Below are 14,644 nucleotides of genomic sequence, written 5' to 3'. Positions count from 1 at the left end.
CGTGGCAATGCGCGCCTAACCCACCCTACAGCGGTAGGTCGGCAATCCCTTGCCGACAAACCGGTCACCCGTCAGCCGATCCACACGCTCTTGATATTGGTAAATTCCCGCAACCCAAAAATACTCAGTTCCCGCCCGTAGCCCGAATCCTTCACGCCACCGAAAGGCATGCGCGGATCGCTCTTGACCATGCCATTAACGAAAGCGGCGCCGCATTGGAGTCGCCGCGCAAAGTCTTCGCCCCTGGCCCGATCGCGTGTCCAAACCGATGCGCCGAGGCCGTAGCGATGCCGGTTTGCGATTTCAAGCGCTTCCTTCTCATCGCTCGCCCGCAACACCACGGCGACCGGTCCGAACAGCTCTTCCTCGTATGCCGGCATTCCGGGTTGTACCCGATCCAAGATCGAGGGCCGGTAAAAATAACCCGGTCCTTCGATCGGCTCGGAGCCTGAAAGAATGACCGCTCCCTGCCGAACGGATTCGATGACCGCGCGATGGACTCCATCGCGGAGATCGCTCCTCGCCATCGGGCCGATCTGGGTTTCTTCCCGTGCAGGGTCGCCGATCGCCAGCGCGTCGACTTTTGATTTGAGCAACGCCAGGAATTCATCCGCGATGGATTCGACCAGAATGAAGCGCTTGGCCGCGATACAGCTTTGGCCGCAATTTTGGAACCGCGCGGTTACCGCGGTCGTCGCGGCGAGTTCCAGGTCGGCGTCGGCCAGAACGACGAAGGGGTCCGAGCCTCCGAGCTCCAGAACCGTCTTCTTGAGGCTTTTTCCGGCCAAGGCCGCTATCCGCCGTCCCGCCAGTTCGCTCCCGGTCAGGCTGATCGCATGAACTCGCTTATCTTCGATGACTTTTTCGCTTTGGGCGTGAGAGATTCTGAGCCACTGAAAGACGCCGGGCGGTACTCCCGACTCCAGGAAAACCTCCTCGATCGCTTCGGCGCACTGGGGTACGTTGGAAGCGTGCTTCAGCAAGGCGCAGTTGCCCGCCGCCAGTACCGGCACGGCGAACCGGAATACCTGCCAGAAAGGAAAATTCCAGGGCATGATGCCCATCACCGTTCCGAGGGGCTGAAATGCCACGTAACTTCGGCTTGCGTCGGTCTCGACCGGTTCGTCCTGCAAAAAACTTTCGGCATTTTTAGCGAAGAACTCGCAGACCCACGCGCATTTTTCGATTTCGGCGCGCGCCTCGCGAATCGGTTTTCCCATTTCGAGGGTGATTTGCGCGGCATAAGAATCCGAACGGTTTCGCAGCGCGGCGGCGACTTTTTCCAGCCGTTCGCAGCGGTCGGCGATTCGAGTCGATTGCCAGGCCGGCGATGCGTCCGCCGTCAGTCGCAAAGCCTGTTCGAGTTCGCTGTCGGTCCACGAGGCATAGCGCTTGATCATCTCGCCAGTTGTCGGGTTGATGCTTGTGAAGTCCATCGTTCTCCTCGCTGATAGGGAGTGAGAGCGGCGTGTTATCCAAAGGCTCTTGGAATTCGCACGCCTAATTCGGGGTTTGTCCCAGTATTGGACCAGCGGTATGCGCGAGAGTTATGGTTTACGGCTAGGCCGGAAACGCTTCGCTCATTCCGGTCTTCTGGCGAGTCAGACACGTTTGTTGGCAACGGATCGGTGACTGGGTTCTGTAGGCCGCGATAAGGGGCCAGGTGCTGTAGGTCGGCAATCCTTTGCCGACGCCGGGAAGGAATTCTCGGCCTGCGGCATCCAGTGGATGCTACGCCAAACCGGAAAAATTCTAGAGCAGGACCGCCGTGAACAAGTCTCCGGCGAACCGCGGTTACTGGACCAAAGCCAAGAGAACGCCGGCCGCCACCGCCGAACCGATGACTCCGGCCACGTTCGGCCCCATGGCGTGCATGAGCAGGAAGTTGTACGGATTACTCTCCTGCCCGACCTTGTTGGCTACCCTAGCGGACATCGGCACCGCCGAAACGCCGGCCGCGCCGATGAGGGGATTGACCTTGTTTTCGCTGAACTTATTCATCATCTTCGCCATGAGCACACCGGACGCGGTGCCGAAGCTGAAGGCGATGGCTCCGAGTACCAGAATGCCCAAGGTTTCCGGCCGCAAGAACTGCGCCGCGCTCAGTTTCGATCCGACCGAAAGCCCCAGAAAGATCGTGACGATATTGATCAGCTCGTTCTGTGCAGTCTTGCTCAAACGCTCGACGACGCCGCATTCGCGCATCAGATTGCCCAGGCAGAACATACCGATCAAAGGCGCGGCCGATGGCAGCAACATCGCGGTGAGGATCAGCAAGACCACCGGAAAAATGATCTTTTCCTTGCGGCTGACGATCCGAAGCTGCGCCATCTCGATCAAGCGCTCCTCGGACGTCGTCAAGGCGCGCATGATCGGCGGCTGAATCAGGGGCACCAAAGCCATGTAGGAATAAGCCGCCACCGCGATCGCGCCCAATAGTTCCGGCGCAAGCTTGGAGGCGACGTAAATCGCCGTGGGCCCGTCCGCTCCGCCGATGATGGCGATGGCTGCGGCATCCTTGAAAGAAAAGGTGAGGCCCGGAACCAGGTTCAGCGCCAATGCCCCGAACAAGGTTCCGAAGATGCCGAATTGCGCGGCCGCTCCCAAGAGCAGGGTCTTGGGGTTCGCCAGCATGGGCCCGAAGTCGGTCATCGCCCCGACGCCCATGAAGATGAGCAGTGGGAAAATTCCCGTTTTAATGCCGTAGTAAAGATACGACAGCAGCCCCCCCTCCTCTGCGATACCGGCTACCGGAATATTGCTCAACACGGCGCCAAATCCGATGGGAAGCAGGAGCAGCGGCTCGAAACCCTTGCGAATAGCCAGGAAAATCAGGAGAAAGCCGACGCCCATCATGAGCACCTGGCCAATCTGGAAATTGGACAAACCGGTGCTTTGCCAAAGCTGGATGAAACCCTCCATCGGTTACCTCATCCCAGGGTCAGCAAGACATCGTTGGCCGCGACGGTATCGCCGACCTTGACCGCGATGTGGCCCACCGTTCCGCCTACACGCGTGCGAACCTCGGTTTCCATCTTCATGGCTTCCATCACCACCACGACCTCGCTTTCCGTAACGGTCTGGCCTTCCTTGACGTTGATCCGAAGAATATGTCCGGCCATAGGTGCCTTCACCGCTTCCCCCGTACCGATGCGAACGGCGGGCTGCACGGTCGAACCCGCGACAGGTTGCACCGACGTGATGGCGCCTCCCGGAGCGACCTCGACGTGATAAACCCTGCCGTTGACCGTGACGGTATAGGCCTTGGCCCCGTCCGAGAATGCCGCCGCCTGCGTAACTTCGGCTCTCGGAGCTTCGGACTTCGGAGTCTCTTCCGTTCCCGGCGCCGGCTCGAAAGCCGAAGGATTGCCGCGGTTCTGAAGGAAGCGCCAACCGATCTGGGGAAACAGCGCGTAAGTCAGCACGTCGTCCACTTCGTTTTCCGTCAGATTGACCTTGTGCTCGGCAGCCATTTTCCTGAGTTCCGCCGTCAGCTTGTCCATTTCGGGCTCCAGCAGGTCCGCCGGCCGGCAAGTGATAGGCTCGGAACCTTCGAGCACCCGCTGTTGCAACTCTTTATTGACCGGAGCGGGCGTCGCCCCGTATTCGCCCCTGAGCACGCCGGCGGTTTCCTTGGCAATCGTTTTGTAGCGCTCGCCCGACAGCACGTTGATCACGGCCTGGGTCCCGACGATCTGCGAAGTCGGCGTAACCAGCGGAATGAAGCCCAAATCTTTGCGAACCCTCGGAATCTCTTCCAACACTTCGTCGAAGCGGTCCAGAGCCCCCTGCTCTTTCAACTGGCTTTCCATGTTGGTCAACATGCCGCCGGGAACTTGCGCCACCAGGATGCGGCTGTCGACACCCTTCAGGCTGCCCTCGAACTTGGCGTATTTCTTCCGGACCTCGCGGAAATAAGCGGCGATCTCTTCAAGAAGGCGCAGATCCAGACCGGTGTCCCGCTTATGCCCCTGATAGGTCGCCACGATGGCTTCGGTGGGGCTGTGGCCGTAGGTCATGCTCATCGACGAGATCGCGGTGTCAACATTATCGATGCCGGCTTCCACCGCCTTGACGATGGCCGCAGTGCTGAGCCCGGTCGTCGCATGACACTGCATGTGAATCGGAACCTTGACGGCCTTTTTCAGCTTCTTGATCAGTTCCTCGGCTACATAAGGCTTCAAGAGTCCGGCCATGTCCTTGATGCAGATGGAGTGCGCGCCCATGTCCTCCAGGCGTTTCGCCAAGTCGACCCACATCGGGATGGTATGCACCGGGCTCACGGTGTAAGAGATGGTGCCCTGGGCGTGCTTGCCCGCATTGATCGTCGCTTTGATGGCTCTTTCGAAATTGCGCAGGTCGTTCAACGCGTCGAAGATGCGGAACACGTCCACGCCGTTTTCCGCCGCCCGCTCGACGAACTTGTCCACCACGTCGTCGGCGTAATGACGATAGCCGAGCAGGTTCTGCCCGCGCAGCAGCATTTGCAGTCGGGTACGAGGCAGCGCCTTTTTGAGCGCGCGCAAACGCTCCCACGGGTCTTCGCCCAAATAACGAATGCAGGCGTCGAAGGTCGCTCCCCCCCAGCTTTCGAGCGACCAGAAACCGACTTGATCCAACTTGTCGCAAATCGGCAGCATGTCCTCGAGCCGCAAACGGGTAGCCAACAGGGACTGATGCGCGTCGCGCAGAACGACGTCGGTTATGCCTAAGGGGTTAGCCATGGAACAAACTCCTAAGTTCTTCTCTGTATGTTATTGATTCTGGTACCGGTGAATGGCCGCCGTTATGGCGGCTACGATTTCGGATTGATCCGACTCGACATCCGGGGCCTGGACAGAAGCGCCTGGAGCGTGTTCCGGTTCGGGTACGTAGCGATTGAGCAATTTCGATGTAATACCGATTACCCAGACCAGCAACGCTAAAAAGAGATACACGATCGTCATGCCGATCAGCATGAGCTTGATACCGGAAAGCAGCAATTCGGCTATTGAATATTCCATGTCTCGCAAAAGCTTTGAGCAAACGGACGAATGATAATGTGCAAACCGGCGAAAGTCGAACGGGATTGTCACGGAATTGCAGCAACTCCCGAGTCCCGGAGCGCTTGACTGCACAGGGATGCTCGGCCTTGCGAGCGAGGCGGGCTCGGGTGAGATTAATTCGCCGTAGGGCCGGCAGAACCGCCGCCGACGGCTTTCCGTTTGCTACGAGAATTACGGATTTCGGCCATGGCCCTATCGGTCGCGCCGACCGAGTGCTATCGGCAGAGGTTGCTTGAACCCTGGTACCCTGCCCCGCTCGTCCTCCGGCCAGAAATTCCGGTTTAGACAGTTTGGATTATTTCGCCAGAGCCTTGCCGGAATGCGGTTTACCGTGGGTATGAACTGCCTTGTCGGAACCGGGTTTGCCGTGGGCATGCGCAGTTTCGTCGGAGGCCGGTTCGTCATGGGTATGCAAGGTCTCCTCGGAGCCCGGTTCGTCATGGATATGCACGGCCTCCTCGGAATCCGGTTCGCGATGAGCATCCAAAGCCATGTCCGAGCCGGCTGGGCGATGCTCGTTACCATCATCATGATGGTGGTCGTCTGCGACCTGTAGACTTTTTACCCCGACACCATGCTGGTAAACCATCAATCCTCCCAAGTCCGCGGCAAAAACGATGCCGGCGAGGATGATCGCTCCCAGGAACAAGTGTAAAGCCTGACCCATGGCGGAAAATCGTTCCCTACCGAAGAGGCGCCAAATGGCCAGGGTCGATGACAAACCTGCCACTGTCAATCCCAGCCTTTCATGCCATTCCATGATGTCGTGTACGGCGCTGCCGTGGGGAACGGTGTCTTCCGCGATCAATCCGGCAACGGCGGCCGCGATGGCGCCCAAAGCCCCCAAATAAAGCATCCAGCTTGCAGCATGCCGCAGACCCGGCTGTCTTAGCACCACGCCTATGAGCTCGAGCAGAAAAAAACCGGTCAGAAAAGCGATCGGAAAGTGGACAATTAGCGGGTGCCAATTGGTTCCCAGCGCCTCGATGCCGGCAAACGGATTGCCGGAAGATCCGGACTCGAGCGTCCGGGAAACGGTGTCGAGCGCGCTCTCGACAACCATTAGGAATCCGCCGCCATTTCCGTCGCCGGCTCCGTGCACGGCGGGGGATATGAAGTGTCCGATCAAATCCGGACCTGGAAAATTGAACATGATCGCTTCCGAATACTGAGTTGAAGGTCAAATGGGGTCGTTGCCGAACTGTCGGAGACGTTTTCTTAGTCGCCCTTTCTTAAAACAAGTTTCGCAGAGAACGCCTGGAATCGAAACCTACCCCACTTTCGCTTCGTTTTTCCGTCCGCGATCTCCTTTCGATATGGAATCTGAAAAGCCCACACCGGGTATAACGTCGCGCTGGATCGCTCATCAGGTCAGGCCCGGCGCACCTGGGGCAATCAATGAACCGATGGCATACGTCACGATGCCGGCGATGCCGCCGATCAGCACCATGCGCAGACCGCCCAACAGAGCACTCCGGCCGGTGAAGAGACTCAAGCATGCCCCGATTGCAAACAAACTGACTCCGGCTGAGAGACCCGCGATCTGAACGCCTCTATGCATGTCGAACCCCAGGAGAAACGGGATGAGCGGGATGCTCGCGCCCCCTGAAAATGCCAGAAAAGAGAACAACGCGGCGCCCCAGGGCGAACCCAAATCGTCAGGATTTACGCCCAGTTCCTCGCGCGCCAGAAGATCCAGGGCGTTTTCCGGGTCGCTCATCATCTGTCGGGTGGCGCGGCGCGCCTGCTGCAAACTCATGCCGCGGGCCGCATAAATGACCGCCAGCTCCTCGACTTCTTCTTCCGGGAACATCGCGAACTCCGCCCGTTCGAGATCGATCTGGTATTCGAACAACTCCCGCTGCGACCGCATCGACACATACTCCCCCGCCGCCATGGACAAAGCGCCGGCCAACAAACCGGCGATGCCGGCCATCGCCACCATCCCGGTCCCCGTGCTCGCTCCGGCCATACCCAAGATCAAGCTAGTGTTCGACAACAGTCCGTCGTTGACGCCGAATACGGCCGCCCGCAGGTTGCCGCCGGCCACCCCTTTATGGCGCCGGCCTACATCTTCGGCGCTGGTGGGCATCGCATGGCGTGTCTCCAGCCCTTGGCCCGAATAGGCGGAAAGCCCCCGGATCTTCATGCTGGCCAGAACCGGGCGCAGGGCCTTCGGGCCGAACGCCCGAACCAGGCGGCCGATCAATCGGGCCCGCGGCGTCGGCTTGAAAGGCGGCAACGCGGAACCTTCCGCCTTCAAACGGCTCTCCCAAAGCGCAGCTTGAGTGTCGGCCTGTTCGGCGAGCTTGCGAAACAAACGCCGCATCCGGCGATTGTTCTCGGCGGCGGCGATCACGCGATACAACCAGGCTGATTGCTTTTCCTGAAACCAACTGTTGAGAAGGGACATGGGTCTGGAATGATGGGAATATCGGTGTGGGACGGGCGTCGGCGTAAAACCTTGTTCGTTGCACAGCCTCCATGGGCATAATACCGACTCTGAGGACGAGAAGACATCCGGGATGTATCTTCGTTTGAAGGCCGAGTCATCACTCGAGCTCAAGCCGGTCGATCGTCCCGATTTGAGTGCGGGATTCACAACAGGGAGACAAGAGCAATGAGCTTTACCGCAGACCAGATTCACGCCGGCCAGGCCGTCTATACCCGACCTATCCTGAAAATCTACGACCTTGCCGTGCTCGGGCTATCCAACCGACTGATTTGGAAGTGCCCAACTCAGCGACTCGTAGAGCATTACAACAAACACGTCACGGCGAATCATTTGGATGTCGGCGTCGGCACCGGCTATTTTGTGGATAAGTGCCGCTTTCCGATGCTGGTACCGCGCGTTGCACTGATGGACCTCAACGAGACCTCGCTGGATTTCGCCTCCCGGCGCATCGCCCGATATCAGCCGGAAACCTATGTCCGCAACGTCCTGGCACCCATATCCATCGACGAGCCGAAATTCGATTCGGTCGGGATCAATTACCTGCTCCACTGCCTTCCGGGGCCCATCGAATCCAAGGCGGTCGCTTTCGATCACCTCAAGGCGCTGATGAATCCCGGTGCGGTCCTGTTCGGTTCGACCCTGCTCCAGGGCGGCGTTCCGCGAAGTCGATTCGCGAAGCGCCTCATGGACATCTACAACAAGAAGGGAATCATGTCGAACGCGCACGACAGTCTGGACGGACTGAAGGCGGCGCTTAATCAGCGGTTTCGCGAGGTTTCCGTCGAGGTCGTCGGATGCGTGGCTCTTTTTTCAGGGCGCGCTTGGGGCTGATGGCGGTTGGCCATCTCTACCCTGGCGCGACGGGCAAGAAGGAGAGACCTAACTTCCGCCAGCGTAGCCCGGATGAAGCCTTGCTGAATCCGGGATGATCGGTGCTCCGACCTTCCCGGATTTCACTGCGTTGCATCCTGGCTACTTACTGAGTACTAGCGAGCACTCAACAGATCCTCGGCAGTTGTTCGCCGCTCGGAAGGTCGAGTACGCGGACGATGCCGTACGGGTTGCGCAGGCCGACTCGCCCTTCGCCCGCCGCGCCGACCCGCCCGATGAGAGACGCATCGCGTCCCAAAGGATGGGCGTGCAGCACATCCATCGCCCGGCCTACGGCGCTCGCCGGAACGAAAAGGACCATGCGGCCTTCGTTGGCCACGTAGAGCGGGTCGAAACCGAGGATTTCGCAGGCGCCCCGCACCGGCGTGGCGACCGGTATGGCGTCCTCGTTCAGCTCCATGTCGAACCCGGCATCCCTGGCTAGCTCCAGCACCGCCGCCGCCAACCCGCCGCGGGTCAGATCGCGCAGGCAATGCAGCTCGACGCCGGCCGCCAGCAATTGCATCACGAGGCCGGACAGGTCCGCGCAATCGCTTTCGACGGCGGTTTCGAAGCCCAGCCCTTCCCGCTCGGCGATGATCGCGACGCCATGGCGGCCGATGTCGCCGCTCAGCAGGATCGCATCGCCTTCCCGAATGCCGGCGGGGGCTATTTGCAGGTCATGTTCGATCAGGCCGATGCCGCTGGTCGCGATGTACAGCCCGTCCCCCTTGCCGTTTTCGACCACCTTGGTGTCGCCGGTGACGATCGCCGTTCCCGCCGCCTGCGCCGCGGCGTTCATGCTGGCCAGAACGCGCGCCAGATCATCGACCGGAAAACCTTCCTCGATCACCAGCGCGGCGCTCAGGAACAAGGGTTTCGCACCGCTCATCGCGAGATCGTTCAAGGTGCCGCACACCGCCAGCTTGCCGATGTCGCCGCCGGGGAAGAACAGCGGCTTGACCACGTAGCCGTCGGTGGTGAAGGCCAGCCGCTTACCGCCCACGTCCAAGACCGCGCTGTCGTGGCGCTGGTCCAGGTGCGGGTTGGCGAAGGCCGGGCGCACCAGGCGCTCCAGCAATTGCTGCATCAGCCGCCCGCCTCCGCCATGGGCCATGACGATCTGGGCGTACTGGCCTATGGGCGCCGGGCAAATCAACCGGGTGTCGTCGCTCATGGCTTCAGGCGGCATCGCGGCGGTAGCGGTAATAAGCGGCGCAGGCGCCTTCCGACGAAACCATGGTTGCGCCCAGGGGATGTTCCGGGGTGCAGGCCGTGCCGAAGGCGGGACACTCGAAGGGTTTCAGCCGCCCGGTCAAGACCTCTCCGCTGCGGCAGGGACCGGCGCTGGCAGTCTTCCGAACAGATAGCTCGAAGCGGCGCACCGCATCGAAATCGGCAAACTCGGGACGCAGTCCCAGGCCGCTGTCTGCGATGGCGTCCAGGCCGCGCCAGCTCAGTGTGACGGGTTCGAAAACTTGCTCCATCAGCGCCTGGGCCGGTCGATTGCCCTCCCGGCTCACCGCACGGCCATAGCGGTTCTCAACTTCGGCGCGCCCCTCTTCCAATTGCTCCACGCAGCTCAGGACGCCGCGCAGGATGTCCAGGGGCTCGAACCCGGTCACCACGATGGGCGCGCGAAAACGGGCGGCTATGGGCTCGTATTCGGTGTAGCCCATCACCGCACAAACGTGGCCCGCCGCCAGCAGACCGTTGACCCGGTTGTCGGGCGCCGATAACAAGGTTTCCACCGCAGGCGGCACCCTCACGTGGGCGACCAGCAAGGAAAAGTTCTTGATTCCGAAGCGCTGAGCCTGCAACACGGCCATCGCAGTCGTCGGCGCGGTGGTTTCGAAACCCACGGCGAAGAACACCACCTGGCGCTCCGGATGTTCGCGGGCCAGATTCAGCGCATCCAGGGGCGAATAAACCATGCGCACGTCGCCGCCGCGGGCCCTGACCGTCAACAAGTCGTGTTGCGAACCCGGCACCCGCAGCATGTCGCCGAAGGAACAGAAGATGACGTCGGGCCGGGCCGCCAATTCCAGCGCCTGGTCGATGATGGCTTCCGGGGTCACACAAACCGGGCAGCCGGGACCGTGGATCAGGCTGAGCGACGGCGGCAGCAAGCGGTCCAGGCCGTGCTTGACGATGGAATGGGTCTGCCCGCCGCAGACCTCCATCAGAGTCCAAGGCCTGGTCTGCCGGCGTGCGATGGCGTCGGCCAGGGCCTTGACCGACGCGGCGTCGCGGTATTCGTCAAGATATTTCATCGGTTATGCCCTCCAATGCGGCAATCTCCTTCAGCACCGCCTGCGCTTCGGCCTCGTCCAGGCGCGAAATCGCGAAACCGGCGTGAACGATGACATAGTCGCCAACTTCGGCTTCCGGTACATAGGCCAGGTTCACCACCTTGACCACGCCGCCGAAATCGACCCGACCGGATCGCAGCAAGGGATCGTCGGCCTGTTCGATGGAGAGGATCTGACCGGGTACGGCTAGACACATGTGAGAAGCTCCTCGGAAAATGTCGCGGCAGCGATCTGGCCCAGCGCCAGGCCGCCGTCATTGGGGGGTATCTGCTCCGGCCAGTATACCCGCAAGCCGGCATTGCGGAGCCGCTCTGCGCACAGCTCCAGCAGCAGGCGGTTCTGAAAACAGCCGCCGGCCAGGGCGACGGTGGAAATTGGTTCGGCAAGCGCGACGTCGGTAATGGCGGCCGCAAGGCTGGCGTGAAACCGAAAGGCGAGAACGGTCGCCGGCACGCCGGCCGCGTGGTCGTCCAACAGCGCCCGGAACAAGGGACGCCAGTCCAGCCGTTTCGGCTCGCCGTCGATCACGGGCATCGGATAAGTCGTCCCGTCGCCCTCCCCGCTTTGCTCCGCAGAGGCCTCCAGCGCCATCGCCGCCTGCCCCTCGAAGCTGACGTCCTGACACAGTCCCAAAAGACTCGCGGCCGCGTCGAACAAGCGCCCCGCGCTGCTGCACCCGGGCGACCGCGTGCCGGTCTGCAGCAGCCGCAATAACGCAGTCAGATCAGCCGGTTTAAACCGCGGTTCCAGCATGGCCGGCAAGTAGTCCGGCGTTTGCTCGCCGTGCAGGGCGTACAACACGCTTAGGGCCGATCGCCGCGGGTCCTTGATCGCGCGTTCGCCGCCGGGAAGGCACAGCGGCAGCAGGCCGGCGATGCGGCGATGACCGTCCGGGGCGATGCGCAGGAATTCCCCGCCCCACAGCGTGCCGTCTTCGCCCAGTCCCAAGCCGTCCCAGGTCACGGCCAGAAGCGGCGGCTTCAAACTATGCTCGGCCATGCAGGCCAGCGCGTGGGCAAGATGGTGAGGCACGCGCCGCAGCGGCAGCCCGGCGGTTTCGGCCCAGCGGCCGGCGGCGTAATCGGGGTGCAGATCGCATGCGACCGACCGAGGCGGACGGCCGAACAGGCACGGAAGCAGACCGGCGGTGGCGCGATGGCGATCCAGTGACTCCGCCGTATCGAGATCGCCGAGGTGCTGGCTCAAGATCACGCGCCCGCCGTCCGCATAGGCAACCGTGTTCTTGAGATGCCCTCCGGCGGCCAGGATCGGCGGCGTATCCGCATCCAGAGTCACCGGGCGCGGCACATAACCTCGGGCGCGTCGCAACATCAGGGGCTTTCCGTCGGCGATGCGAAGCACGGAATCGTCCAAAGGCTGCCGTATCGGCCTGTCGTGCACCAGGAAACCGTCGGCGATGCCGGCCAGGCGTTGTTGAGCCTCCTCGGGCGCGATGCAGATCGGTTCGTTGCCCCGGTTGCCGCTGGTACAAACCAGCGGCGCGCCGAAATCCCGCGCCAACAGATGGTGCACGGGCGAGGCCGGTAGCATTAGCCCCAGGTGATTCTGCCCCGGCGCAATGCCGGATGCGATCGACCCGGACGCATCGCGGCGGCGCAGTAGCACGATGGGCGCTGCCGATGACGTCAGCAGCCGCGTTTCAGCGTCGGTCACATCGCAAAGCTCGCGTGCCGCCGCGAGGTCAGCCACCATCAGCGCCAGCGGCTTGTGGGGCCGGTGTTTGCGTTCGCGCAGACGCTGCACCGCTTTTTCATCCGCCGCATCGACCAGCAATTGGAATCCGCCCACCCCTTGAAGCGCCAGCACCTGTCCCTGCCGCAAGCGCTCGACGGCTTGCAACATCGCCTCGTCGCCATGCGCTAGCGTGCGACCGGCGGCGTCCCAGAGTGCCAAGGTCGGGCCACAGTCCGGACAGCACGTGGTCTGGGCATGAAAACGCCGGTCCGACGGGTCGCAGTACTCTTCGAGGCAGTCCGCGCACAGGGGAAAACCGGCCATGGCGGTGCGTTCGCGGTCGAACGGCAAGGCGTCCAGGATGCTGTAGCGGGGGCCGCAGTGGGTGCAGCTGACGAAGGGATAACGGAATCGGCGGTCGCCGGGATCGAACAGTTCCCGAAGACAGTCCGGGCATGGGGCCAGATCCGGCAGAGCGAACGGAGCGACTGCGCCATCCGCACGGCTCGCCGCGACCCGGAAATTTCGCTCGCCGACGGCGGGAACGCTTTCTACGCTGCAATCGACGATGTCGGCCTGCGGCGGGCATTCGCGCTTCAGACGGATTTCGAATGCCGCCAAAGCCGGCGCGTCGCCTTCCGCCTCGATGATGACCCCTTCCGGGCCGTTGGATACCCGGCCGGCCAAGTCCAGTTCCCGCGCCAGGCGGTACACGAAAGGCCGCATACCCACGCCCTGCACCAGACCGCTCAGCGTCAGCCGCCGGCGCTGCCGTCCGGCCTCGGCGGCAACGCTCAAATCCGCGCCCGAATCGCCGCGGCCTGACGCTCCAGTCCCGCCAGTCGTTCGGCCAACAGCGCCTTGCGGCGTCGTTCCAGCCATCCGTACCACTGGTCCATCCCTTCCCCCGTAGTGGCCGAAACACGGATCGTTTCCACGTCCGGATTGACCTGCTGCAAATAGCCGAGGCAGCGCTCGATGTCGAAACGCAGATACGGCAACAGATCGATCTTGTTGATCAGGACCAGATCGGCGCGATGGAACATGTCCGGGTATTTCAGCGGCTTGTCCTCGCCCTCGGTGACCGAGAGGATGACCACGCGGGCCGCCTCTCCCAGGTCGAACAACGCCGGACAGACCAGGTTGCCGACATTCTCGATGAACAGGATGCCGTAATCGGCGGGCTTGAGATCTTGCACGCCATGGCCGACCATGTGAGCGTCCAGATGGCAGCCCTTGCCGGTGTTGATCTGCAACACCGGAACGCCGGTGGCGCGTATGCGCTCCGCATCGTTCTCGGTCTGCTGGTCGCCTTCGATCACGCTGACGTCGAACCGCTCCTTAAGATCCGCGATGCTGCGCTCGAGCAGCGTGGTCTTGCCAGACCCGGGGCTCGAAAGCAGGTTCACGGCCAGAATGCCGTGGCTTTCGAAGAAGTTTCGGTTGCCGCGGGCATGGGCGTCGTTGCGGCCGAGAATGTCCTGTTCGATGCGAACGATGCGCTCCTGGCTGAGACCGTCAATACTCAGTCCGGCAGCGCCTTGGCCGTGGTGATGATGGTGATGACCATGGTCATGGCCGTGATCGTGGGTATGCTCATGCTCCGAATCGTGGGCGTGAGCGTGATGGTGCTGATCGGCTTCGCCGCAGCCGCAAACGGTACACATGCTTATTCCACCTCCAAATCGAGAATTCTGAATTCCTCGCCCCCGGTCACTTTCAGGCGATGCCCGCCGCATGTGGGACACGGGTCGTAATAGTGCGCGATTTCCACCGTACGATCGCAAGTAAAACACCAGGCCAGGCCCGGCGTATCGATGAATTCCAGTTCCGCTCCTTCGGCGATCGTATCCAGGCTCACCGCTTCGAAGCCGAAGCCCAAGGCTGCACGATCGACCCCCGCGAGAGGACCGACCAACAATCTGACCTTGCGCACCCGCGCAAAGTGCTGCTTGCCCGCTTCGGTCTCCAGGATATCGACGATGCCTTGGCAGAGGGAGAGTTCATGCATAGCGAATAGAAAACAATAACCTGATGAAGCAAAAAACGAAGCCCTGAAAAACCTCGACCCATGGGGAAAGAATTCTACTCGCACACGGCCGCTTTGACAGCGGCCATCGCTTGAGACAGAGGTTGCTCGTCTTTTTTTCCGGAGTTCGCCCGTCTTATCGAGCAGGGGACATATGTCCAGATTGACGCCGCCCTTCCCTAGGCGGTGCGTTGACGACGGATTAATTCCAAATCGCTTTCAATAAGGCATTAATTTT

Annotated in this window: 13 protein-coding genes; 1 reads left to right on the top strand and 12 read right to left on the bottom strand. The window is 61.6% G+C overall.

Going from position 1 to position 14,644, the window contains the following annotated elements; genetic code table 11:
• Positions 1–71: 71 nt before the first annotated feature.
• The 6 genes from B2A78_RS22320 to B2A78_RS22295 form a co-directional block, all read right to left on the bottom strand.
• Positions 72–1,436 carry an NAD-dependent succinate-semialdehyde dehydrogenase gene (locus B2A78_RS22320; RefSeq protein ID WP_077732262.1) on the bottom strand — a complete coding sequence of 455 codons (1,365 nt, stop codon included), beginning with the start codon at positions 1,434–1,436 and terminating at the stop codon, positions 72–74.
• Positions 1,437–1,794: 358 nt separating this feature from the next.
• Positions 1,795–2,922: a sodium ion-translocating decarboxylase subunit beta gene (locus B2A78_RS22315; RefSeq protein WP_077732261.1), complete on the bottom strand. Its 1,128-nt coding sequence runs from the start codon at positions 2,920–2,922 to the stop codon at positions 1,795–1,797.
• A gap of 8 nt (positions 2,923–2,930) precedes the next feature.
• Positions 2,931–4,724, bottom strand: coding sequence for a sodium-extruding oxaloacetate decarboxylase subunit alpha (gene oadA / locus B2A78_RS22310; protein ID WP_077732260.1), 1,794 nt, complete (start codon positions 4,722–4,724; stop codon positions 2,931–2,933).
• Between the two features lie 30 nt (positions 4,725–4,754).
• The gene (locus B2A78_RS22305; RefSeq protein ID WP_077732259.1) at positions 4,755–5,003 is read right to left on the bottom strand and encodes an OadG family protein; all 249 of its coding nucleotides are present in this window, start codon (positions 5,001–5,003) and stop codon (positions 4,755–4,757) included.
• 337 nt (positions 5,004–5,340) lie between these two features.
• Positions 5,341–6,198, bottom strand: coding sequence for a DUF2231 domain-containing protein (locus B2A78_RS22300; RefSeq protein ID WP_077732258.1), 858 nt, complete (start codon positions 6,196–6,198; stop codon positions 5,341–5,343).
• A gap of 213 nt (positions 6,199–6,411) precedes the next feature.
• Entirely contained in the window at positions 6,412–7,458 is a 1,047-nt protein-coding gene (locus B2A78_RS22295) for a VIT1/CCC1 transporter family protein (protein WP_077732257.1), read from the bottom strand.
• A gap of 207 nt (positions 7,459–7,665) precedes the next feature.
• Between B2A78_RS22295 and B2A78_RS22290 the strand changes: the two genes are divergently transcribed.
• A complete protein-coding gene (locus B2A78_RS22290; protein ID WP_077732256.1) occupies positions 7,666–8,331 on the top strand; it encodes a class I SAM-dependent methyltransferase in 666 nt (221 codons plus the stop codon).
• 166 nt (positions 8,332–8,497) lie between these two features.
• Here the strand turns inward: B2A78_RS22290 and hypE are convergent, their stop codons facing one another.
• The 6 genes from hypE to hypA are packed head-to-tail and all read right to left on the bottom strand — an operon-like array spanning position 8,498 to position 14,388.
• Positions 8,498–9,529 carry a hydrogenase expression/formation protein HypE gene (gene hypE, locus B2A78_RS22285; RefSeq protein ID WP_276205416.1) on the bottom strand — a complete coding sequence of 344 codons (1,032 nt, stop codon included), beginning with the start codon at positions 9,527–9,529 and terminating at the stop codon, positions 8,498–8,500.
• A gap of 22 nt (positions 9,530–9,551) precedes the next feature.
• On the bottom strand, positions 9,552–10,643 hold the full coding sequence (hypD, locus tag B2A78_RS22280; protein ID WP_077732255.1) for a hydrogenase formation protein HypD: 1,092 nt from the start codon (positions 10,641–10,643) through the stop codon (positions 9,552–9,554).
• The gene (locus B2A78_RS22275) at positions 10,630–10,878 is read right to left on the bottom strand and encodes a HypC/HybG/HupF family hydrogenase formation chaperone (protein ID WP_077732254.1); all 249 of its coding nucleotides are present in this window, start codon (positions 10,876–10,878) and stop codon (positions 10,630–10,632) included. The genes hypD and B2A78_RS22275 overlap by 14 nt, the downstream gene beginning before the upstream one ends.
• Positions 10,869–13,175 (bottom strand): carbamoyltransferase HypF, encoded by a 2,307-nt coding sequence (gene hypF / locus B2A78_RS22270; RefSeq protein WP_205780872.1) that lies wholly within the window; start codon positions 13,173–13,175, stop codon positions 10,869–10,871. Before hypF ends, B2A78_RS22275 begins: the two co-directional genes overlap by 10 nt.
• On the bottom strand, positions 13,172–14,044 hold the full coding sequence (hypB, locus tag B2A78_RS22265) for a hydrogenase nickel incorporation protein HypB (protein ID WP_077732252.1): 873 nt from the start codon (positions 14,042–14,044) through the stop codon (positions 13,172–13,174). Before hypB ends, hypF begins: the two co-directional genes overlap by 4 nt.
• Before the next feature lie 2 nt (positions 14,045–14,046).
• Positions 14,047–14,388 (bottom strand): hydrogenase maturation nickel metallochaperone HypA, encoded by a 342-nt coding sequence (gene hypA, locus B2A78_RS22260; protein WP_077732251.1) that lies wholly within the window; start codon positions 14,386–14,388, stop codon positions 14,047–14,049.
• Positions 14,389–14,644: the final 256 nt, after the last annotated feature.

It is taken from the genome of Methylocaldum sp. 14B, from assembly GCF_002005105.1.
Lineage (GTDB): Bacteria > Pseudomonadota > Gammaproteobacteria > Methylococcales > Methylococcaceae > Methylocaldum.
Note: the sequence above shows the minus strand (reverse complement) of the source record. Positions and strands in the feature narration are given on the sequence as shown.